Source organism: Lentimicrobium saccharophilum (assembly GCF_001192835.1).
Lineage (GTDB): Bacteria > Bacteroidota > Bacteroidia > Bacteroidales > Lentimicrobiaceae > Lentimicrobium > Lentimicrobium saccharophilum.
On sequence record NZ_DF968182.1, the window covers coordinates 1,154,780 to 1,178,447 of the forward strand.

Sequence of the window (23,668 nt, forward strand, 5' to 3'; positions counted from 1 at the left end):
CCCCTGCATATCAATAAAAAAAACCGCCTCCCATGGGACCAGGAGACGGTTGTCGGAAAATTAACACACACAAATCTTCATAAACAGAAGCACATTACAGCCATCAAAATCCGTTACATGCTTTCTGCCTGCGCGGGAAATCAATTCAGCAGATTGCCGATTTTAATCCCGATCGAAAAACTTCTCGGGTAAGACGGGCCATAAATATATCCGGCATCCCTGAATTCTCCCTGATCGAAATCTTTCTGAAATGAATTAAACAGGTTTTGTATCCCGGCATAACCCTGGATACGGGTATCCCCCGACAGCCTGGTTGTATAACTCAGCTTCAGCGAGAGATCAAAGAAAGGATTTGTTTCTTTCAGCAGGTCATTTTCAATGTACCCGGCATAATGCGGCATGATCATGCTGCCGGTATAGCTTCCGGTAACAGAAAGTCCGACCCTTTTTAAGGGACTAGCTGTGAAGGTAAAATAACCGTAATGATCGGGCGAACGCAGGAGGCCTTCAACGGTTCCGGCATCCGGATCGTCAGACCATTCAAGAGGATCAGCATATTTGCTCTTCTGGAAAGTAAAGCCGAGCTGCAGTTGCGTTCTGGATGAAAAAGCAGTCCGCATTTCAAGATTCAGCCCCCTGACCACGGCACCCGAGCCGTTGCGACGTTCAAGCAACTTATTGCCGTATGCGTCCATGCCAATTTCAGCAACAAAAAACACATCATCAAGGTGGGTGTTGAATGCCTCTGCCAGCGCATTCACCCTGACTTCGCCAATACTGAAGTAATAATCGAAGGAGCCGCTTACGCTTTGAGACTTTTCTGTTTTAAGATCTTCCGCCAGTTGTATCAGCATCACTTCGCCCCCTACCGCGAGAATGTGGAGGTCCTCATCAAACGCCTGGGGCGCCCTGAATCCCGTACTGTATGAAACCCGTCCGTAAAGGTTTTCATTGAATGCATAGCGAAAATTGGCACGCGGGCTGAATACAGGATTCTCGATCAGGTTGTGCTTATCCAGTCTGGCCCCGAGCAAAAGGCTGATTTTATGATTCTTCCATTCATTCTGAACAAAAACGCCGCCTACGTTGGTTTCCTGCAGCAGGTCCCTATCGTACCCGGGCATCATATCATGCAGCCGGTTGTGGTTAAACTCCATCCCGGCGGTGAACTGTGAAGGCATGAACAGCACTTTGGTTATTTCCTGACTTACCTGCAATCCTGCACTGGCCGAAAGGTCATCGGTTGTGCCGTAAGCGTTGGGATCCATGCCTGCTCCGTAATAGCTTTCGCGGGCGATGTGTTGAACGGCGCCGTAAACTTCAAATTTGCGGGTGCGGTCTTTCGAGAACAACAGGTATGCAAGACTTCCCCCGTTGAACTGATGCTCCGTTTGCTCAGTGATATCGGTTTCGTGCGGTTGCAGATCGAATTTGTTGCCACCCCGCCGGAATTCCCTGAGGTTATGGTATTCCATGGTAAGTTTGCTTTGGTCGGTCAACCGCTGATAAGCCCTGAAGCCAAGGCTGTTGGCTTTAACCAGACCTATTTCAGAGTAGCCGTCACCATTGGCATCGTAATGACCGCGGTTTCTGTATGATGAATGCAGGAAGATACCGGATTTATGATCCCCGCTCACCAGTGCCCCATTCAGGTTGGTTGTGTGATCAGGGGTCGTTCCACCGATTGAGGTAAAATTATGACCAATGCTGAAGGTATTGACTACAGGCTCACGGGTAATAATATTTACTGTTCCGGCAATGGCATTGGATCCGTATAACGCTGATCCGCCGCCGCGAAGTATCTCCACCCGTTCGATCATGGATACCGGAATCTGTTCAATGCCGTAGACGCTGCCAAGGGCGCTGAACACAGGCCTGCTGTCGATGAGAATCTGCGAATACTGGCCTTCAAGTCCATTGATACGAACCTGCTGAAAACCGCAGTTCTGGCAATTGTTCTCCACCCTTAACCCAGGCTGAAAACCAAGACTTTGAGAGAGACAAACCGCATTGGTATTCTCCAGCATTTTTTGTCCGATTACGTTGACTATGGCCGGCGTTTCGCGCCGGTTGGATTCATTGCGGTTAGCGCTGACCACCAGTTCATTCAGCTGAATAATATCTTCCTCCAGTTCAATTGTCAGCTGGTTATCAGTTCCGGGTTTTATATCAATTTCAAGATCCCGGGGAGTATACCCCACTCCCTGTACCCTGATGACTGATTTGCCGGCAGGCATCCCGTTCAGGGTGAATTCTCCATTAACCCCGGTTACAGTGCCAATCGTGGTACCTTTTAAAGAAATTGTAATATAAGGCAAAGAATCCCCGGCATTTTTACTCAGGATTTTCCCCGAGAAACTGTATCCTGAAGGCGGAGCCTGAGAGAGTGAAAGCAGCGGGAAGAGAATTGCTATCAGATAGAGGTTGAGTTTTTTCATAAGTTTATTAATGTCAGTTAGGGAAAGTAATCTGCACATATCACCCGGGATATTCAGCATATCCGGTTCCATGCAGGGGAGTCAATCAATTAATTTCCGGCGGGAGGAGCGCGCAAACCATTGCCAATGAGCAGAACCTGAGCATGCAGAGGGATATTCTCCATTACAGATTGCTCAGCAACAGGCAAAAAGCAAACAGGCTGAGGTTGAAAAACAACCGGGGGTAGTTCAAACGCATTGTCATTTACTGTAAGAAACAGAGAGCCCGGATGGTGCTGATGCTGTTTGAACGGAGCATCGGGATTATCGTCAGAGAAAGGATGCGAATGGACCATTACCATTCCGTCGACGATATGCCTGTGCCGGTAGTTAAAATTGACCGAAAAGTAGAAACCTAACAGCAGAATCATCAGGAAACTGATGAAGACTTTTATGATTGCTGCCGCAGGTCTGATTCTGTTCATGGCGCAAAAGTAGACCGGTTCGGTGGAGTACACAATAGCCAGAAGTGGGTATTTTCGTCTATTATGAACATAGTTTTATAACAATTTAGAGTTCTCTTGCCTGACATCCATCAAACAAATGCCATTCCCTGTCCGGATGTGAACATTTTTTAGTTGAAGCAACAATAAATACAACTACTTAATGCCTGAATATCTGTATCTTAAAAAGAATGGCACATTTTTTATATTAGTTTAAAAAATACAATTATGAAAAAGGTCATTCTAACACTATTGCCTGTGTTAATATTTGCGTTGCTCGGAAGCGCCTGTACAACCTTTTTTCTGAAAAACAATGACAGTAAAATGATTTTCGGAAGAAACTTCGATTTTCCGGCAGGACAGGGGCATATCCAGATCAATCAGCGGGGCGTGATAAAATCGGCGTTTATCGCACCTCCCGAGAAAAAGTTTCAGTGGATATCGGAATATGGCAGTATTTCTTTCAATCAAAACGGCAGGGAATTTCCCTATGGAGGAATGAATGAAGCCGGTCTTGTTATTGAACAGATGTGGCTCGAGGAAAGCGTTTACCCTGAGTATGATGAGAGAAAGGCCCTCACTGAGCTGCAATGGATACAATATCAGCTCGACAAAGCCGGCAGTGTTGAAGAAGTTATTGCCAGTGATAAATACTTAAGAATATCGTTTACCTCTGTCGCGAAACTTCATTTCCTGGTGGCTGATGCAAGCGGGAATTCCGCAGTAATTGAGTATTTAAACGGCAGAATGTCGGTGAAAACGGGAGATTCCCTGCCTTATCCTGTGCTGGCTAATTCTGGTTACAGCACATCGCTTGATTATAAAAAACAGAAAGAAACAGGCGCTGACGTCACATATTCACCCATGGAAGAAAACTCTTCAGGACGATTTTTGACTGCTTCACGGATGATTTCCGGTGATACTCCCCGGGATACGGATCTTATTGATTATGGATTCAGCATTTTGAACGCCGTTGCCCAGGGCCTTGCCACCCAGTGGAGTATCATTTATGACCTGACCGACAGGAAAATTTATTACCGGACCCATCAAAATGCGGAAACCAGAAGAATAGATTTCAACACTTTTCATTATAACTGCAGCGGAAATTATCTGTTTATTGACATTGACCAGCAGAACAATGCACCGGCAGATTTCTTGGCCCTGGATTTCCTGAGGAATTTTGATCTGATCAATTCAGTCTGTAACGATGTGGAATTCCTGAGTAATATTCCCGGTGAGTATCGGAAAGCCACGGCCGGTGTATTCCTGGATTCGGTCTGCGCTGAATAGGAACCTCAGGGAGTGCTTCCCGGATTGAGCTGATCAGAATCCGCTGACTTCTCTGAACTCTCCTGCACTCAGGATCCCCAGCCTAACCTGATCAACCCGGACCCTGACAAGTCTCAATGTCGGAAATCCGGCAGCTGCGGTCATCTTCCTGATCTGCCTGTTTTTACCCTCTGTAAGGGTTATCGAAATCCATGAAGTCGGCCCGTGCCGGTCATCACGGATTTTCTTTACCCTCGGAGGAAATTCAGGATCAGGAATAAGCTCCGCCCTGCAGGGCAGCGTCATGTATTTCTTGCCGCGGATTCCTATTTCAACCCCGTTTCTTAATTTATCCAATCCAGCTTCGCCGATCAATCCATCCAGCTGGACATAATACTCCTTTTCCTTATCTTTTGCCCTCATCAAATCGCAGAGTTTGCCATCTGTTGTTAACAGCAGCAAGCCTTCGCTGTCCTCATCCAGTCTGCCGACCGGCATAGTTCCTTCCGGAAAATCGTATATTTCTCCAAGCACCTTCTTCCAGTCGTGCTCACAACGAAACTGGCTCAGATAACCGTATGGTTTATGGAGAATGAAATGCCTTTGGATTGTCATAATTATTTCCTTTGCAAAGCTAAGCCTTATCATTAGGAGGGCAAAGCAAAAATTTTGCTCCTGAAAATAACCATTCACAAAGCTTTCAGGAGAATACAGGACCAGATTTCTCCATTATTCCATATCTTTACGGACTTCAAATAATGAATACCGCATGAAACTTTCGGTTGTAATTGTCAACTACAACGTAAAATATTTCCTTGAGCAATGTCTTCATTCAGTAGAAGCTGCGATCCGCGATCTGGACGCAGAAGTCTTCGTGGTGGACAACAATTCCGTTGATGGTTCAGTGGAAATGATCAGGGAGAAATTTCCCAGGATCAAACTGATTGCCAACACGGTCAACACAGGTTTTTCGGTAGCCAATAATCAGGCAATCCGTGAATCTTCCGGTGAATATATTCTGCTGCTGAACCCCGACACGGTTGTTGAGCTTGATACTTTTACCCGATCGGTGGAGTTTATGGATGCGCATCCGGATGCAGGAGGGCTAGGTATTAAAATGGTTGATGGCAGCGGCAAATACCTTCCTGAATCAAAGCGGGGCCTTCCGACACCGGCGGTGGCATTTTATAAAATCTTCGGATTATCAGCGCTGTTTCCTAAATCAAAAGTATTCGGGCAGTATCACCTGGGCTATCTCGACAGAGATCAAACCCATGTAGTGGATGTGCTGGCCGGCGCTTACATGATGTTAAGGCGGGAAACGCTGGAAAAGACGGGATTGCTTGATGAAACATTCTTTATGTATGGCGAAGATATCGACCTGAGTTACCGCATTACAAAAGCCGGGTATAAAAACTATTACTATCCGGACGCACGCATCATTCATTACAAAGGCGAGAGTACCAAGAAATCAAGCATCAATTACGTGTTTGTTTTTTACAATGCCATGGTGATTTTCGCCAGGAAACACTTTTCGCAGAAGAATGCACGGCTGTTTTCCTTTCTGATACACATTGCCATTTACCTGAGGGCAGGCGTTTCCATTATTCACCGGCTGCTGAAGCGGGTAATGCTGCCCCTGGCAGATGCCGCTGTAATATATTCCGGCTCACTGCTGATCGTAAATTACTGGGAATCTGCCGTAACCTATACTTTTGGAGGACATTACCCTCCCCTGTTCCTTTATGGTCTGCTTCCCGCTTATATCCTGATCTGGCTTTTTTCCGTGCTGATCGCCGGAGGCTATGACAAGCCCCTCAGCCTGAGAAAGGTTTACACCGGCATATTTGCCGGCACTGTCGTTATTCTGGTTTTTTACGCATTGCTGCCATCGGGATTCCGGTTTTCACGTGCCATTATTATCCTGTCAGGGCTATGGGGGCTGATTTCACTCACCGGGATCAGGCTTGCACTGCATTTTGCGGGATTGAGGAACTACAGGCTCGGCTACAATGAAAACCTGCGTTTCGCCATCGCCGGCAGCGGTGATGAAGCCGGCAGGGTGGCCGATCTGCTGCGGAACAGCCTCCGGAATCCCGGATTTATCGGACTGGTTTCAACAGAGAATACTCCCGAAAAGAATGAGGGTTATATCGGCTCCATTGCAAACATCAGCGACATCATCAATATCTATAAAATAGATGAAGTCATCTTTTGTGCCCGCGATATCCCCGCCAACCAGATCATTGATACCATGGCACAGCTCAGTGATATGGAAATTGAGTTTAAAATTGCGCCACCCGAGAGCCTTTCCATTATCGGCTCCAACTCCATCAGCACGACAGGGGATGTTTATATCATTGACATCAATTCAATAACAAAAGCCAACAACCTCAGAAACAAACGGCTGCTGGATTTCGGAACAGCACTCCTTTTATTGCCGCTCTCCCCGCTACTGATGTGGACAATGAAAAATCCGCTGAATTTCCTGGTCAATATAATTATGGTTTTGTCTGGTTTCAGGAGTTGGGTTGGTTACAGCACTTTTGAGCACAGGACGACCACCCTGCCTCCGGTCAGGAAAGGCATTCTGAATCCGACAGATATGCTGAGGATCAGCAATCTCGACCCCGAAACCGTACTGAGATTAAACATGTTATATGCCAGAGACTACCGGATATCGAACGATATCAATATTTTCCTCCGGTCATTTCGTCACCTGGGCCGCAAAGCCTGAAAAACAGGTAAACCTTTTCAGGCGAAGATTGTTAAATAGGCCAGCAAACTAAAAGAAATCAGCCGCTCCCCGCCAGAGGATTGCGGTTTAAATAAACATACAAATGGCAAAATTTGAAGTGATTATGCCCAAGTTGGGCGAAAGTATCATTGAGGCAACCATCACGAAGTGGCTTAAGAATCCGGGCGACACCATCGAAGAGGATGATCCTATCGTGGAAATTGCCACCGACAAGGTTGACTCTGAAATTCCCTCACCCGTTGAAGGAAAACTTATTCAGGTCCTTTTTAATGAAGGCGACGTGGTTGCAGTAGGCAAAGTGATTGCCATTATCGAAACCGATCCCGGCGCTGCCTCCGAAATTGCAGAAGATGTTCCCGCTGCTGAAAAATCAACAGAAGCGGCCACCATTCAGCACGAAGATGCAAGTACAACCCAGAGTTCAACTGCCGTTGAGAGTTCCTCGGACAGGTTCTATTCCCCGTTGGTTAAAAATATTGCCAGAACTGAAGGAATCAGCCAGGTGGAGCTCGACGCCATCCCCGGCACCGGAAAAGACGGCAGGCTTACCAAAGATGATCTGATAGGTTATCTGAAGGACAGGACAGCCTCACCAGCAAAACCCGCCGCAGCAGCAACCGCTCCGGCTCCAGGCACTGCTTCTGCTCCGGCATCAACTGCTGCACCCAAAGTAACAGCCCCTCCGGTTGTATCAGCCGCCGGCGATGAGATTGTTGAGATGGACCGCATGAGGAAACTGATTGCTGACCACATGGTGATGTCGAAACAGGTGTCGCCTCATGTAACTTCTTTCATTGAAGTTGATGTAACCAACATTGTTAAGTGGCGCGATAAAGTAAAGGATGAGTTCCAGAAGCGTGAAAAAGAGAAAATCACTTTTACCCCGATCTTTATCGAAGCAGCCGCTCAGGCACTCAAGGATTTTCCGGGCGTGAATGCATCTGTTGACGGCTATAAAGTCATCCTGAGAAAGAACGTTAACATCGGGATGGCAGCAGCGCTTCCCAACGGCAACCTGATCGTTCCCGTAATCAAAAATGCTGACCAGAAAAACCTGCTCGGACTTGCAAAAGATGTTAACAGCCTGGCAAATAAAGCCCGGTCAAACAAACTCGAGCCCGATGACATTTCCGGAGGAACGTTTACCATAACGAATCTGGGAACTTTCGGAAGCATTACCGGCTCACCCATCATCAACCAGCCTCAGGTAGCCATACTCGGTATAGGTGTGATCAGGAAAAAACCTGTGGTACTCGAAACTGCCGACGGGGATGTTATAGCAATCCGTCACATGATGATATTGTCTCTTTCGTATGATCATCGTGTGGTTGACGGCGCCCTGGGCGGTATGTACCTGCAACGCATGCAGCAACTGCTCGAAAGTTTCGATCAAAACAGGTTAATCTGAGTTTAAAATAAACTAAATTCGCAGCACCACACGCGCAATGCGGTGGTGCTTTTTCTTTATATCAAGCCTATGAAACTCAATCTTACCAAACCTCTGGCGGTTTTTGACCTGGAAACAACCGGTACCAATGTTGGAACTGACAGAATAGTAGAAATCTCAGTCATTAAGATTCATCCCGACGGAAGAGAAGAAACCCTTACCCGGAGAGTAAACCCGGGTATACCTATCCCGCCGGAGGTTACAGCCATTCACGGGATCTCAGATGAAGACGTGAAAGACGAACCAACCTTTGCCATGCTGGCTCCGCTGCTCAACCAGTTTTTGACCAATTGCGACCTGGGCGGATACAACTCCAATAAATTTGATATTCCCCTGCTGGTTGAAGAATTCCTGAGGGCCGAAATTGACTTTGATATTAAAGGAAGAAGATTCGTTGACGTTCAGAACATTTTTCACAAGATGGAGCCCCGTACGCTTAAAGCCGCGTATAAATTTTACTGCAACAAGGAAATCGTCAACGCCCATTCAGCCGAAGCTGATACACGGGCCACCTACGAAGTACTGCTTTCGCAAATCGAAAGGTATCAGGGGGCAGAATATGCTGACAAAGACGGAAAAATCTCCACTCCGGTCATTAATGATATCAAGGCTTTGCATGAGTTTTCATTCCAGAACAGGAATGCTGATCTTGTGGGACATATTATCTTCAATGATAAAAATCTGGAAGTCTTTAATTTCGGCAAATACAAAGGCCGGCCGGTCGCTGAAATTTTCAGTAGTGAGCCCTCATACTATGACTGGATGATGAAAGCAGACTTTCCGTTATACACCAAAAAAATCATCACCGGCATTAAACTGAGGGGATTTAACAAGAGCTCAGTGAAGATATAATGTATCCTTCTGTAAAGAACAAGCAAGACCTGATTCTGCAGTTCACCAATAATAATATACCGGGGCACCGGTCTTGTCAGCAGAAATATTTCTATGCCTAAACGAACCACCAACAATCAATCACTAAGGCAGGTCATTGAGGAACTGATCGAGGCCTACCGGCTCAGCGACAAACTGAACCAGGCCAGGGTGATCAGTTTGTGGGATAATGTAGTCGGAAAAATGATTGCCCGTGATACAACGCATCTGTATATCAAGCACAAAACACTCTATGTGAAGCTCAACTCACCGGCGCTCAGGGAAGAATTAAGGTATGCAAAAAGCAAACTGATCAAATCGCTGAACAAGGCCGCAGGCGCCGAGGTAATTGAGGATATAGCATTCATCTAGTATTGATATTCAATTTTATATCATAGTATTACAAACATCACTAATCCCTTCGCAGGATGTCAATTCCGGTGTTTTATTACCACAATCCTGTCCTTAAATACGACTTCAGTTCTATTTTCAGGTCATCTATCCATATTTCAGCGTTACCGCGATTCCAGAAAAAAAGTTTCATCTCGCCCCGGGCAGGCAAAAATGGAAGTTTCATGCTGAGTTCCGTTTTGTCCCATGTAAAATCAGCAGCTCCGGCCTGAACCATGACCGGTTGAGCATGATAAAAAATCAGGCTGTCGCTATTTGTTACAGAGCATACAAGCTGAAGGCCATCAGCCTGGCCCTGTGAAGTTGCCTGAAAGGTTACTTCCAGATAGTATATTTTCCCTGAAATCAATTTTTCCAGTGGAAGCATGATGGCATCTGAATAGGCAAGTTCAGGGGAGATCCGGTTCACTTTTCTGCCTTCCGCAGCCATATCTGTAATATAAATCCTGTTACCGGGTTTCAGATAGTCATCCTGTTGTTCATAGCCTGTGTAATAGCTGTATTTTCCGGAAACAAACGGAAGAAGCCGCTCCCTCACCACATACTGATTGTAAGCATCAAAACTGCTGCCTCCTCCGTAACATTTACTGTAGGCCAGCGAGAATTTAAGGTTAAACCAGATCAGAAAAACGGCAATGAATCCGCTGAAAAGCATCAGCCAGTATTTTCGCCCGGCAATAACCAGATGAATCATCCATGCAAGTGGTATGGAGAGCAATGCATAGTATTCAACGAATGTCCGGTGTCCGAAACCACAGCCAAAACCGGGCATATGCCAGGATGAAACCAGGTAAATATGCAACGCAAGGATTGAAAATATCAGCCATCCATTTCTTTTCCGGGTTAAAATCATGAAGATCAGCCCTATAACCATAAAACCAAAAAGCGGGACGTACAATAACAGCCCATTGTTTGGCGATAGCATCACTTCAGCCATTTGAGGACAATTCAAGAATACAAAACTTTCATTTCCATAGGAGTAGTAGAACGGACTACCGGAAATAAAATTCCAGTAGAGCAACTGGGGCAATAGTACTAAAGTTACCGTAAACAAGATTATTGCAAGATTTACCGGCGTGAAAAGAACTCCCAGGCGAGCCATCAGTTCTTTAAATGAGTTCAGATCCAGCAGCAGGATTAAAGGCAAAAATATAATATTGGCGGGCCTAACGATCACAATCAGAGAAGCCAGGAGGCTAATCAGAAATAAGTTAACCCGGCCGGGCTTGCGGATAAAATTGCCGGCTATCAATAACAAGAAGCTAAAGAGGGCAAATGAATAGACGTGCGACATCAGGGAATCCCTGAAACTGTAATAAAAGAGATTGGTGGCCGCAACAATCATCAATACTGTCATTGTCGAAACAACTGCGGAGAACCGCTTTCGCAGGAAAAGCCAAAGGGCAATCATACCGGCCAGGAGGTAGAAAACCGCAGCCATGTATGTGTAGTTAAGGTAAGCCAACGAAAAGCCATCTGCAGTTTCGCCGGATGCCAGTTGAATCAGGTGCGTGATGAGAAAAAACGGGCTGGTTAATAATGCTACACCACAGGTGTATTTGGTAACCAGCTTGCCTCTGTAAAAACTAAAACCGTCACCCATCCTGACATCAATACTGTCGGGATAAGAAGACTCGTAGAATCCGTATATGAATGCAGCCGGAAGATAAATATAATACCCGGACTTATCAGCATATATCTCTGATTTCCAGTCTCCTGCCGGATAATCATTCAATTCTCCGGCTACTTTGACCAGAGATAAATATATTATCAGCAATAAGCCAGCACCGGACAGCCATCGATAAATCCCGTTTTCAGATTTTCTCATTCTTCGGACATATCTGTTATTACCAGGGCTGATATGACATCAATCCATTCGTATACCTGTCACCAGGAATTACCTGATATTACATAGCAACAATTTATCATTTCCGATAAATGCTTCAAGTCTGTCACCGATAACTACCGGACCTACGCCTGCCGGAGTCCCTGTAAAGATGTAATCGCCCTGCTTAAGGGTAACAAATTTCGACACGTAAGCTATAATAGCATCAAAGGTAAAGATCATATCATGTGAGTTCCCCTGCTGAACGACTACCCCGTTTTTATAAAGACCAAAAGGGATGTTGTTCCGATCAGCAAAATCGGAGACCGGCAGAAATCCGCTGACCGGTGCAGAAAAATCAAAAGCCTTAGCCATTTCCCATGGCAGACCTTTTTCTTTTGCCTTTTGCTGGAGATCGCGGGCTGTAAAATCAATGCCCACCCCTATTCCGTCATAATACGTATGTGCAAATTTTTCCTGAATATTCTTACCCACCTTGTTGATATGCAAAACAAGTTCAACTTCATAATGGATGTCGTTTGAGAATGCAGGATAAAAAAAGGGCTGATTATTGCGCAACTGGGCAGACTCCGGTTTCATAAAAAAGACAGGCTCCGCCGGAACCGGATTGTTTAACTCCCTCGCGTGTTCGGAATAATTACGGCCAATGCAGATAATTTTCATGTTATGATGATTTGAGATTCATGGCATGACACCGGCAATGGCTTTCAGACGAAAAACTGTTGCCCGGTCTATGATTCAAGTTCCGCAATTCAAATTCTCAGATCAGTAGGTACCGGCTCCTTCGTAAACCACTCCCTGGTTAACGGTAAACAATTTATGATCAATACTTGCTGATTCAAATATCTTGTTGACCCTTTCAGGCTGGGTATCCGTAATAAAGACCTGACCAAAGGAATTGTCACCCACCAGATGAATCAGTTGAGAAACGCGTTCATTGTCGAGTTTATCAAAAATATCGTCGAGCAGTAAAATTGGTTTAAAACCTTTAACAGTCTGCGTATAATCAAATTGCGCCAGCTTGATTGCAAGCACAAATGATTTTTGTTGCCCCTGTGAACCAAACTTCTTTACCGGATAGCCACCGATAGAAAATTCAAGGTCATCTTTATGAATACCGGATGTAGTGAACCTGGCGGTAAGGTCGCGCTGAAGTCCTGATTTTAGCAGTATATCCATAGCCGAATCCCGCAAGTCAGATGTATAGGAGATATCAACCAGATCCCTGCCATTGCTGATAAATTCAAAATATTTTTGGAAAACAGGAAGAAATCCCCCGATAAAAACATTGCGGCGCGCAAAGATACGGGCGGCAGGGCCGGCCATTTGTTCATCCCAGATTTCCAGCGATGTTTTATCAAAATATCTTTTCTCGGCAAAGTCCTTCAGAAGGGCATTCCTTTGCGCAAGGGCCTTGTTATAAGTAATCAGATCATCGAGGTACATCCGGTCGAACTGGGAGATGACCGAATCCATGTATTTCCGCCGGAGTTCGCTCCCCTCGTTGATCATATCGCGATCGTAGGGAGACACCATCACCAAAGGGAATGCCCCGATATGGTCGGCCATCCGATCATAATCCTTGGTGTTGATCCGGAACTGCTTTTTCAGGTTCCTCCGCTGAATGCAACTCACTTCATCATTTCCATTCCCGTTGCGGACAAACTGACCGTGAATGGCAAAATAATCTTCGCCGTGCCTGATGTTCTGGTTGTCGATCAGGTTAAAGTAACTTTTGGTAAACGACAGGTAATAAATGGCATCGAGCAGATTGGTTTTTCCGGACCCATTGCGTCCTGTGAAGCAATTTATCTTTTCAGAAAACCCCAGCGAAGCCTCACTGTAATTTTTAAAATTGTATAAAGTAAGTTTCCTGAGGTACATATTTTAAAGATTGTTTTCAACAATCGCCTTGATTCTGCCTGCCACTTCATCCATCAGCCACAACGGGGTGGAAGTGGCACCGGTAATGCCGATGCTGCGGGCGCCGGCAAACCAGTTTTCAACATCAGACGGACTGCCAACGACATGGGTTTCAGGATTAACTTCGCGTGCTACACCTGACAGATAGCGCCCATTGGAACTTTCCGACCCTGTGACAAAGATAATCACATCATGCTTCTGTGCAAACGCCCTCATCCGGGGCGCCCGCTGGCTCATCTGGCGACAAATGGTATTGTGGACGGTTACCAGGTCGTTCCTGCCGGTCAGTTGTAAAGAATTCTCTGAAATACGCCGGCACAAAGAAGCATATTCTTCCTCCCCTGCCGTCGTCTGGGCATAAAGATGTAATGGCTGATTGTAATCAATTGAACCGGTTTCCTCCAATTTGCTGATAAGTATAGCATTGCCCTCTGTCTGACCCAAAAGACCGGTTATTTCAGGATGACCCGGCTTGCCGTAAATAATTACCAGGCCGCTGCCAGTCTCCCGGAACTGCCGGCTGCTTTCCTTCACTTTATGCTGCAACCTCAGTACAACAGGGCAAGTGGCATCAATTACCGAAGCATTGTTATTTCTGAGAATACTGTATGTTTCCGGAGGTTCTCCGTGGGCACGGATAAACACGGTTTTCATCTCACCGTTGATCTCATCATGCCGGATAAACCGCATCCCCAGGCTGCTCAGGCGTTCCAATTCTTCTTCGTTGTGCACAAGGTTACCCAGGCAATAAATGGGTTCCTCCTGCAGAAGTTTATCCTCTGCAATCTTTATGGCACGTTCAACGCCCGAACAAAATCCGGAGGAACGGTCAATCTCAATTTCGGGAATTGCAGGATTCATGCTGCAAAAGTAAGCAATGAAAACGGTACTTCTGCAGGCAGTTGAAGCAAAAACTACTGCAGTCCGCCATCAGCGCTTTTTCTGCTGTCGCCGAAATCCGACAGGTTAAACGCGACACTCAGGAAGTTTGGCGAACCGGCCAGGTGATAGGCCGAACGGGCATATGAAAAGTTAAATTTTGAGACCCTCAGACCAATCCCCCAGGAAAAACCAACGGTGGAACGTTTGCTTTCAACTTTCATTTCCTGACGGCGCTGGTAGTTGTATCCCAACCGGAAACTGAAATTCTTTGTTGGAATAAACTCCCCTCCGATCACTACATGTCTCATTGCCTTGTCGGCAAACTCACCTGCTTTACTTTTCGTTTTTACTTCACCTGTAAACGGATCGATTTCATCTTCAGCCGGGTCGTAGTAAGTCAGGTCCCATTTCTGTAAATTTGTAAGCAATACCGAATAGCGGAACGGCAGGTGCTGCAGTCTTTTTGAAATGCCCAGCTGGATTTCAAACGGGAGGGGCTCATTATTACCGGCGGTATAGGTTTTAAGCTGTCTTCCGATATTCCGGGCAATCAATGAGGCGGTAAATCCGGAAGGGGAATGGTACGATCCGGCAACATCCACACCAAGTCCGAAAGAATTATAAGTTTCAAATGAAGAATAGATAGTCTTCAGGTTGGCTCCGATGCTGAAAAGTGAATCAAGGCGCCGCCCCCAGCCCAGGACCAGGGCAAATTCACCGGCCGAAAATTCACCGGCATCTTCAGCGAGGATTCCCGTTTCATCGGTATAGGTAAAACGGCCGTAATTGATATATTGCATGCTGGCCGCGAAACTGCCGGCCTTCTCATAAGTTCTCGAATAACTGGCAAACCCGTAATTTATATCTGAAAAATAATCCACAAAGTTCAATGAAACGGCATTGTGCATTTCTTCCGTAATCAGTGAAGGATTATTCAATCCGACAGACAAATCATTATCCGAAATAGCCACAAAATTGCCTCCCATAGCTGCCACACGGGGAGAATTGGGCAGATTCAGAAAACGGTAGGTACTTGTCCCTCCAATCTGAGCCTGAACATTCATGAAGCTAAAAACACTCAGAAAAATAATCAGTTGTAAAGATAATTTTCGGATCACGGTATAGGATTTAATATCAGTGTGCAAAAGTAACAGATCAGCAGACAATCTGCTAACAAACGATGTCAGGAACTGAATATTGCAGAAAAAAGACAAAATCGGTCAAAATTGCTGAATTTATCAGCCTCCGGCAAAGCGCCATATCCGGATTCAACCTTCATTGAACCTCACATAAAAACACCGGCAGGTAATTCTCCTTCCGGCGTAAATAAAATACTGACCGGCTATTTTCCGATCTGCTTCCGGATCAGGTTCAGTGCGCTGCCTGCAATAAACCACTCTATCTGCGACTGATTGTAAGTATGATTTACGATGAAGGATTCAGAAGAACCATCAGCATGATCAAGCGTAAGCGTTAACGGCTTGCCGGGAGAAAACTCCTTTAAACCGCTTACTGAAATGGTATCTTCTTCACGCACCTTGTCATAATCGGATTTATTGGCGAACGTCAGCGCGAGCATTCCCTGTTTTTTCAGGTTCGTTTCATGAATTCTCGCAAATGATTTAACGAGCACAACTTTCACCCCGAGATGACGGGGCTCCATGGCGGCATGTTCGCGGGAAGAACCTTCCCCGTAATTTTCATCACCGATCACGATTGAACCCGCACCAGCAGCCTTATAGGCCCTGGCAACCGCAGGCACGGCGTCATAACTTCCGGTCAGGCCGTTTTTTACAAAGTTCGTTTTTTCATTAAAATAATTTACAGCGCCTATCAGCAGGTTATCAGAAATATTATCGAGATGACCGCGGAACCGGAGCCAGGGACCGGCCATGGAGATATGATCTGTAGTGCATTTACCTTTGGCTTTAATCAGCAGGCGCAATCCTTTCATGTCTTTCCCGTCCCAGGCGGGAAAAGGCTGAAGCAGCTGCAGCCGGTTAGAATCCGGCTTAACGGCTACCGTAACACTGCTACCGTCTTCCGAAGGTGCGACATAACCGGCATCTTTCACCTCAAAACCGTCCGGAGGGAGTTCAAGCCCCTCGGGCATATCCAGGGTAACCCATTCTCCGTTTTCATTTAACAGCTTGTCGGTGAGCGGATTGAATGTAAGATCTCCGGCTATGGTCATTGCAGTGACTATTTCAGGAGAGGCCACAAAACCATGCGTATTCGGATTTCCATCATTCCTTTTGGCAAAATTCCTGTTAAAAGAGGTAATTATTGAATTTTTGCGTTCCGGATCATCGGTATGGCGTTTCCATTGTCCGATACACGGGCCGCAGGCATTGGCCATTACTACGCCGCCGATATCTTCAAAAACGTCCAGCAATCCATCACGTTCGGTAGTGTAACGTATCTGCTCTGAACCCGGCGTAATGATGAACTCGCTCCGCACCTTCAGGTTTTTCTGCTTTGCCTGACGGGCAACAGAAGCAGCACGGGTGAGATCTTCATAGGATGAATTGGTACATGATCCGATAAGCCCGACTTCAAGCGTCAGCGGATAATTTTTCTCCCTGACAATTTTTACAAATTCCGAAATACCGTAAGCGGCATCCGGCGTAAACGGTCCGTTGATATGAGGTTCCAGTTCCGAAAGATTTATTTCGATCAACTGATCATAGTATTTCTCTGGGTTTTGATACACATCCTCATCCGAACGCAGGTCTGCCAACATTTTATCCGCCATATCCGCCACCACGGCCCTGCCGGTCTCTCTGAGGTATGCACTCATTTTTGCATCATAGCCGAAGATGGAGGTTGTGGCACCGATTTCGGCACCCATATTGCAGATGGTACCCTTTCCGGTTGCAGAAATTGCATCAGCCCCTTCGCCAAAGTACTCAACAATAGCACCGGTACCGCCTTTCACTGTAAGGATACCAGCTACTTTCAGAATTACATCCTTGGCTGAGGCCCATCCGTTAAGCCTGCCGGTAAGTTTAACCCCGATCAGCCTGGGCATTTTAAGTTCCCATGCCATTCCGGCCATTACATCCACGGCGTCGGCGCCCCCGACACCTATGGCGATCATTCCCAATCCGCCGGCATTCACGGTATGCGAATCTGTACCTATCATCATTCCTCCCGGAAAAGCGTAATTCTCCAGTACCACCTGGTGTATGATACCGGCGCCTGGCTTCCAGAAACCGATGCCGTATTTGTTGGATACGGACTGCAAAAAATCAAAAACTTCCCTGTTTTGATCCAGGGCAGTGTCAAGATCGGCCTGAGCGCCGGAATGCGCCTGAATCAAATGGTCGCAATGCACTGTGGAAGGAACGGCAGTTCTGCTTCGCCCTGCATTCATGAACTGCAGCAGGGCCATCTGGGCTGTGGCATCCTGCATGGCGACCCGGTCGGGTGCAAAATTTACATAATCACCTCCCCTGGCGTATGGCTTAAATGCTTCCCCCTTAAAAAGATGGGAATAAAGAATTTTTTCACTCAGGGTCAGCGGTCTGCCAAGCATCACCCTGGCATTTTTCACCCGTTCGGGCATCGCTGCATAAACACGTTGAATCAGGTCAAGATCAAAAAGCATAAGAATTAAAGTTCAGGCATGTTAATAATAAGGTCTGCGGCAGGCGCTTGCCGTGGCAAACGCCTGAATATACCGGAATCCGGGGTTTGATGTAAAATACCACACGCTGTCAAAATCATCAGCAATAACAGCCGAATCCAGCTTTTGTTTAAGTACTGGCCGGCTTCATGCCATCATACTTCAGGCGCCTTTATCTCCTGTGAAATAATCTTCCTTGTTTTTAAACAATACATTAAAGGTGGTCAGGCTTCCGTAGATGCGGGTAATGTATTGCTGAATATTTACTTTATCCTCATCGCTCAGCGCGCTCGAATTAACCCTTTGCTCCAGCACACGCAGACGGTCGCGCACCATTACAATTTTATGAAAAAACGCATCGATCGGCACTTCTTTTTCCTTCAGGGTCGGATCGCCCGGAAATAAAACCATACGACCACCGGTCCACCGCTGCCCCAGTGGTACAGTTTCCTGGATATCTGTAAAGCGGCGCAATACCCTGATCAGGCTCTTCTCCATTTTCTCGTAGGTAGCAATGTCCGAAGGCGTTTCAACAGCCTCAAGCACCCTCATACCGGTAAAATCACGCTGGATAATCCGGGTTCCGTTTTCAATAAAGGTGATTTCCCATGCATCGGAGCGAACCTGAATGATCACTCCTTTTCCGAACTGGGGATGCTCCACCCGGGAGCCTATACCCAACACCATGTCTTCCATATAGTTTTTTTTTACTGATTTTTAAAGGCTTCAGAGATTCCCATAAGGTTTCTGTGAATTTCAAGCACCTGGGGTATGGCCAGGTCCGTGTCACTGTTCCGGATTACAAAATCCGACATCGCGATTTTGGACTCCTCCGGCCACTGGTTTTCAATTCGCGCCATTACATCTTCCCGCTTCAGTCCGTCACGAAGCATTACCCTGCTGATACGTTCCTCAACCGGTGCAGCTACGGTAATTATTTTATCAAACATTTTGTAAAAGCCGGATTCAAAAATTATGGCTGCCTCCTGAATGATATATGGCACGCCGGATTGCGTTTCGATCCAATCAAAGAAATGCCTCCTTACCCTCGGATGAATGATGTTATTGAGGGTTGTAAGTCTGGCCGGATCGTTGAATACCAAAGATGCCAGCATTCTCCGGTCGATGGATCCATCTGGGCTGAGCACACCGTCTCCGGCCATTTCCACAACCATGCGGATAACCTCCGGGTCACCCAGAAACTTCTTTGCCTCAACATCGGCAATATAAACAGGTATGCCAAAAACACGAAACAAACCGGCAATGGTCGATTTTCCGCTCCCAATACTCCCGGTGAGTCCTACTTTCAGCATCTGTTTTGCGTTTATCTTACAAACATAATGCTTTTCAGGGAAACAGAAAAATCCGCAACAGGGATGATTCCTGCAATGAACCAACAATCAGGGTATACTCCGTGAATGGCTGTACTTCTCTCCTATTTCAGGATGAGGTATTCAACCTTTTGCGGTTCAATGCGGATAACCTTCAGAAATGCCGGAGCCCGGCTCACTTCAACCGGCACTCTTTCGCTGTCAGAAGCGACAGGTTTATCAATGTCAACAACAACGGTTACCAGCGAGGGATCCACCCGGTTATAGTCGCGCAGGGCAACCCTGCAGGTAAGGGTTACCTTTTCAGGGAAGGTGCGGTAGTTAATTTTACCGTGGCCTGATCTTATATTTACAGGCACTTCCATGGTAGTTTCAGTGAACTTTTCAACATTCAGCTGAACCGTCACGCTATCTGCCGATAAATTAACCGGGGGCCTGACCGGGGGCGCAATCAGCGCCAGCCTGGCAGTTACATCAGCCTTCAGATTATCAAAGGCCTTTCTTTCAGTGGTAATACTCCTGATTGTATCAATAATTTCTTTTCTGCCTGATATATAGATTGAATCCGGATCAGTCTGTACAGAATCATAAAGCTGATACTGACGACTGAAATCAAGGGAAAGCCCGGGCCTGACACCTACCTTTTTTCTGATACTTTTTTCGAATATAAAATGAAGCGTATCCGGCTCTACAGCCGTCATTTCATATCCACCGGGAAGTTGTTGCGCAATTGACTTCAGCATTTTCGAAGTTCTCAGGAACCCGGTATACTGATCTCCTTCCTGTTTCAGCCTGAGGCTTTCCAGGCTTATGTTCACTGTGTTGCTTCTGGTTGAAAAAATACGCGAATATAACTCCAGCCCTTTGGCTTTCAGCGTAATACTGATAACAGAATCAGGATTAGAAATCATCACTTTTCCCTTAGGCAGGTTTTCAGGTACGGCCCTGAATCTGACCGGGATCTGATATTCCCTGGACAACTTGATCATTCCCCACATTATGACAGAGATAACGACACAAATCAAAAAAACGGAAAGCCGGTTTCTCAGCTTTCCGTCCATTGGTTTTCTGACGCGTGCAATAATAGCATGTAAAATCTCTTTCACCTGCAGGGATCTTTGCTAGCGAAAACTGTTACTTTACTTCTGCTGGTTGGCCAGCTGATCACTGGCATCTCCGGCTACTGCAGATTTTTCAATTCTAAGCCGTGTGCCATCTTCCACTTCAATGGTAAAAGTGGTTTCCTGAACCTCCACGATCTTGCCGTGAATTCCGCCAATGGTAACGATTTTGTCACCCTTTTTCAGGGCTTCACGGTACTTCCTGAGATCCTTCGCTTTTTTTGCCTGGGGCCTGATGAAGAAAAAGTAGAAAACCACCATGATGAGGACCAGAAAAATCAGTGAGCTGTAACCACTGCCGCCGCCTTCGGCCGGGGCCATTAATAATGCAGATGTGAACATTTGTTTGCTTGTTTATTTGGTTATTAAAGAATTCAGTATTGTCAATTCATTTCTTCCGGAAGCACCACCTGGGCTTTTATCCTCAGCACAACAGAGTTAGGCTGGGTATTGCTGATAATGGTAATGCTCTTGTTCTGAAATCCGCGCCGGTTTTCACTGTCGAATTTCACCGCAATCTTATTGGATTCACCCGGCCTGATCGGCGTTTTGGGAAACTCAGGTACTGTACATCCGCACGAGGTGCTGACTTTCGAAATGATGAGATCAGATTTCCCGGCATTGGTGAATTTAAAGCTGTACGAAACCTTTTCGCCCTGAATGATTCTGCCGAAATCATGAAAATCCTTCTCAAACTCCAGCACAGGCATGTCCCCGGCATCGGCCTCTCCGCTTGCAGTATTCGGATTTTTAACTATATCTGCAGGATAAAGTCCCTCTGCAGCATTTCTGTTGCCACAGGAGGTCTGCATCAATCCAGCAAAAACAAGGGCGGCAATCAATATAATCGCATTCATTTTCATACTAAACAGTTTATTGCCATTGAAAGGCCAAAAATATCAAATTCTCAAAGGCTCAGTCATCCCGGATCTTACTGCATCCTGATCTTCATGAAGGCCGGCAATACAACGACTGGGGCCTGAAGATGACAGGGCATTCATTCGCCTTTGCAAAGTTAGTCAAAAACATCAGATCAGGCGGGAGATTGCGGAATTATTTAAGAAATACCCTTTGTATCAGCATGGCATATCGTTCAGGACAGCATCAAATAATACCGGCCCGTATATGATCCGGTAAAATTTTAAAAAAACTGCGGCAACAGGAATCCAAACCTGATCCGGGAACTTAATCACAAGTGTTCCTGATGATTAACACATCATAATCTCCCAGATATGTAAAACCGGCTTTTTTATAGAGAAGCTGAGCAGGCAGATTATCCCGGTGAACCTCTATCTTAATCTGGTAACCGTCAGCACGGGCCAATTCCAGGGAGGCTTTCAGCAAAAAGGTGGCAAGGCCCATGCGGCGAAACGGATCAGCAATCCCGAAATGGTGAAGGTAAGTTCTCCTTTTATCATTGGTCATCCAGGATGTACCCGCCACCATTCCATCATCGGTAACAAGCAATAGAAGATGCCCGCCGGCTTTCAGGGTCTGTTCAACAACAGCGGCATCGTCACCCCTGTGTGCACCGCCAAGTCCGTTTTCATTCCAGAACTTTTCCACAGCGGTAAAATCACCCGGTTCGAAGTTCCTTAACCTGAACCCTTCCGGCAAAAACTTTCCGGCAATCATTCCACAAGTCCCCTGCCTGATTTTTTGATTTCTCCGGAGGCTTTCAGGTCGGCCACAAGTTTATCCATCATCCCGTTTACAAACTGACGGCTCCGGGGAGTGCTATATTCCTTGGATATCTCAATATACTCGTTAATGGTTACCTTAACCGGGATTGAAGGAAACTCGGTGAATTCACAGATCGCCATTTTCAGGATAATAACATCCAGTACCGCGATGCGCTCCAGGTCCCAGTTCTGTGCCCTTTCGGCAATCAGTTTGCCGGACACTTCACTTTTTACTATCGTTTTTCTGAATAGTTTAAGCACAAAATCCCTGATCAGGTCATCTCCTTCTTCATCAGGATTAATCATCAGCGGAGGCAGCGGCTTAAACTCGTCCATTGCCGGAGTCCACTTTCGCACGGTCTTGGCAACCAGCGATGCTGCAGTATCAATATCATCGGCCCAATGAATATTCCGTTCTTCAAAAATGCTGGTGTAAACCTCATTGGTAAGCATAAACTCACCAAACATCTGTAGCACCAGCTCCTTATCTTCATGGTAGGAGGCTGAAGGCGCATTCATATAGGACTCGTAGAGTTCAGAAGCTTTGAAATTCTGAAATATCTTTCTGAAAGTTTCCTGATGATCGGCCCAGGATATTTTTAATCGTGAAATATTACGCTGCAGGTCACGGTTATTCCCGAGTTGTTCAAGAAACCGGTTGTCGACAAAACGGGTATTCGGGTTCAGTTCCTCGGCGGTTGGCAGAAACTTCTGCCGTGCATCTTCCTGTCGGTTTCTTGCAAAATCCCTGACCTCCAGTATCGAGGACAACAGGTAAATGTATAAATCGTAAATGCTCTCAATACTCGAAAGCAGCCCCTTCTCTATCTGGTTTATCTGGCCGTCCTGCGTCTGGAAATGAGCGTACAGCGATTGTAAAACCTTAATCCTTAAATGCCTTCTGCTTAGCATGAAATCTTTATGTAAATGAACTTATTGATTCTTTATCCGGAATTAGAACTTCATTTTTACACCGGATAACAGCCGGCAAAATTACAATTTTTATTCAAAAGGTTTATTGCCTGATTTTTGACACAGGAGGAAAACCCTGCCGATTAAAGAAATCTGCCGGACAAAATAACCCGGTAAAAGAAATTCCAGGCATTAAGGATTCCTGAAAAATATCAGCCCTTCTGACCACCCTCCCGCCTGATCCCTTCGTAAAAATCTGAATAAATTGGTATTCAGTTAATTCAGAAGGTGCCAAAACCTGCCGGAATCTCATGCCCGGATGAATGCGCTAACAATACCTGCATATAAATATCATTGCTTTAACCATTACCGGATTTGGCTTTAAACAAGTACATCCATTTCACCTGCCCGCTTCATATAATTGATTGCCTCATAATCCGGAAGTCACTTTCGAACCCGTTACAAAACTTCAGTTGCATCTTAAACCTGCCGGATCCGAATGGTGTTAATGATCCGGAAAATCATTCAAAATCAGGCATCCCTGAATAGTAGCCGGGATTCGGAAAAATCATCAAATCAGCAAACAGACAGTCAGAAAGATTTTCACATTGAGCAATTATTAATATCCTGATTATCAGTATTAAAAAAACCATTAAAGGCTAATAATA

Annotated in this window: 21 protein-coding genes; 5 read left to right on the plus strand and 16 right to left on the minus strand. The window is 46.0% G+C overall.

All coding sequences use genetic code 11. From position 1 onward, the window contains the following. Positions 1–140 precede the first annotated feature (140 nt). Together TBC1_RS04190 and TBC1_RS04195 are read right to left on the minus strand one after the other, a co-directional pair. Positions 141–2,438 carry a TonB-dependent receptor gene (locus TBC1_RS04190; RefSeq protein WP_062042758.1) on the minus strand — a complete coding sequence of 766 codons (2,298 nt, stop codon included), beginning with the start codon at positions 2,436–2,438 and terminating at the stop codon, positions 141–143. Positions 2,439–2,527: 89 nt separating this feature from the next. Next, entirely contained in the window at positions 2,528–2,902 is a 375-nt protein-coding gene (locus tag TBC1_RS04195; RefSeq protein ID WP_137305421.1) for a hypothetical protein, read from the minus strand. A gap of 246 nt (positions 2,903–3,148) precedes the next feature. On the opposite strand from TBC1_RS04195, the gene TBC1_RS04200 reads away from it, so the two are divergent. Continuing rightward, entirely contained in the window at positions 3,149–4,210 is a 1,062-nt protein-coding gene (locus tag TBC1_RS04200) for a linear amide C-N hydrolase (protein ID WP_082189472.1), read from the plus strand. A 33-nt stretch (positions 4,211–4,243) separates the two neighbouring features. Here TBC1_RS04200 and TBC1_RS04205 read toward each other — a convergent pair whose 3' ends face one another. Next, a complete protein-coding gene (locus TBC1_RS04205) occupies positions 4,244–4,804 on the minus strand; it encodes a pseudouridine synthase (RefSeq protein WP_062038940.1) in 561 nt (186 codons plus the stop codon). A 154-nt stretch (positions 4,805–4,958) separates the two neighbouring features. Here TBC1_RS04205 and TBC1_RS04210 point away from each other — a divergent pair, with 154 nt between their 5' ends. The 4 genes from TBC1_RS04210 (at position 4,959) to TBC1_RS04225 (ending at position 9,636) form a co-directional block, all read left to right on the plus strand. Next, positions 4,959–6,926: a glycosyltransferase gene (locus tag TBC1_RS04210; protein WP_062038943.1), complete on the plus strand. Its 1,968-nt coding sequence runs from the start codon at positions 4,959–4,961 to the stop codon at positions 6,924–6,926. Between the two features lie 103 nt (positions 6,927–7,029). After that, positions 7,030–8,355 carry a dihydrolipoamide acetyltransferase family protein gene (locus TBC1_RS04215; RefSeq protein ID WP_062038946.1) on the plus strand — a complete coding sequence of 442 codons (1,326 nt, stop codon included), beginning with the start codon at positions 7,030–7,032 and terminating at the stop codon, positions 8,353–8,355. A gap of 69 nt (positions 8,356–8,424) precedes the next feature. After that, positions 8,425–9,246: a 3'-5' exonuclease gene (locus tag TBC1_RS04220; protein WP_062042761.1), complete on the plus strand. Its 822-nt coding sequence runs from the start codon at positions 8,425–8,427 to the stop codon at positions 9,244–9,246. Between the two features lie 93 nt (positions 9,247–9,339). Continuing rightward, positions 9,340–9,636 (plus strand): DUF721 domain-containing protein, encoded by a 297-nt coding sequence (locus TBC1_RS04225; protein ID WP_062038949.1) that lies wholly within the window; start codon positions 9,340–9,342, stop codon positions 9,634–9,636. 76 nt (positions 9,637–9,712) lie between these two features. Here the strand turns inward: TBC1_RS04225 and TBC1_RS04230 are convergent, their stop codons facing one another. The 13 genes from TBC1_RS04230 to nusB form a co-directional block, all read right to left on the minus strand. After that, positions 9,713–11,503: a hypothetical protein gene (locus TBC1_RS04230; protein ID WP_137305423.1), complete on the minus strand. Its 1,791-nt coding sequence runs from the start codon at positions 11,501–11,503 to the stop codon at positions 9,713–9,715. Between the two features lie 69 nt (positions 11,504–11,572). Beyond that, positions 11,573–12,184 (minus strand): fumarylacetoacetate hydrolase family protein, encoded by a 612-nt coding sequence (locus TBC1_RS04235; protein ID WP_062038955.1) that lies wholly within the window; start codon positions 12,182–12,184, stop codon positions 11,573–11,575. Between the two features lie 102 nt (positions 12,185–12,286). Continuing rightward, complete coding sequence (gene recF / locus TBC1_RS04240) at positions 12,287–13,405, minus strand: DNA replication/repair protein RecF (RefSeq protein ID WP_062038958.1); 1,119 nt, start codon at positions 13,403–13,405, stop codon at positions 12,287–12,289. 3 nt (positions 13,406–13,408) lie between these two features. After that, the gene (locus tag TBC1_RS04245; protein WP_062038961.1) at positions 13,409–14,305 is read right to left on the minus strand and encodes a 4-hydroxy-3-methylbut-2-enyl diphosphate reductase; all 897 of its coding nucleotides are present in this window, start codon (positions 14,303–14,305) and stop codon (positions 13,409–13,411) included. A 53-nt stretch (positions 14,306–14,358) separates the two neighbouring features. Further along, complete coding sequence (porQ, locus tag TBC1_RS04250) at positions 14,359–15,444, minus strand: type IX secretion system protein PorQ (RefSeq protein ID WP_137305425.1); 1,086 nt, start codon at positions 15,442–15,444, stop codon at positions 14,359–14,361. Between the two features lie 224 nt (positions 15,445–15,668). Then, positions 15,669–17,936, minus strand: a complete 2,268-nt coding sequence (locus tag TBC1_RS04255) for an aconitate hydratase (RefSeq protein WP_062038967.1) — start codon at positions 17,934–17,936, stop codon at positions 15,669–15,671. Positions 17,937–18,116: 180 nt separating this feature from the next. Next, positions 18,117–18,650, minus strand: coding sequence for a hypothetical protein (locus TBC1_RS04260; RefSeq protein WP_062038970.1), 534 nt, complete (start codon positions 18,648–18,650; stop codon positions 18,117–18,119). Positions 18,651–18,661: 11 nt separating this feature from the next. Then, positions 18,662–19,267, minus strand: coding sequence for a dephospho-CoA kinase (gene coaE, locus TBC1_RS04265; protein WP_137305427.1), 606 nt, complete (start codon positions 19,265–19,267; stop codon positions 18,662–18,664). Positions 19,268–19,389: 122 nt separating this feature from the next. Continuing rightward, positions 19,390–20,274, minus strand: coding sequence for a CdaR family protein (locus tag TBC1_RS04270; RefSeq protein WP_137305429.1), 885 nt, complete (start codon positions 20,272–20,274; stop codon positions 19,390–19,392). A 150-nt stretch (positions 20,275–20,424) separates the two neighbouring features. Then, on the minus strand, positions 20,425–20,748 hold the full coding sequence (yajC, locus tag TBC1_RS04275; protein ID WP_062038976.1) for a preprotein translocase subunit YajC: 324 nt from the start codon (positions 20,746–20,748) through the stop codon (positions 20,425–20,427). A 41-nt stretch (positions 20,749–20,789) separates the two neighbouring features. Further along, positions 20,790–21,269, minus strand: a complete 480-nt coding sequence (locus TBC1_RS04280) for a DUF1573 domain-containing protein (protein ID WP_062038978.1) — start codon at positions 21,267–21,269, stop codon at positions 20,790–20,792. Between the two features lie 322 nt (positions 21,270–21,591). Beyond that, entirely contained in the window at positions 21,592–22,041 is a 450-nt protein-coding gene (locus tag TBC1_RS04285; protein WP_062038980.1) for a GNAT family N-acetyltransferase, read from the minus strand. Beyond that, on the minus strand, positions 22,038–23,000 hold the full coding sequence (gene nusB, locus TBC1_RS04290; RefSeq protein WP_062038983.1) for a transcription antitermination factor NusB: 963 nt from the start codon (positions 22,998–23,000) through the stop codon (positions 22,038–22,040). Before nusB ends, TBC1_RS04285 begins: the two co-directional genes overlap by 4 nt. Positions 23,001–23,668: the final 668 nt, after the last annotated feature.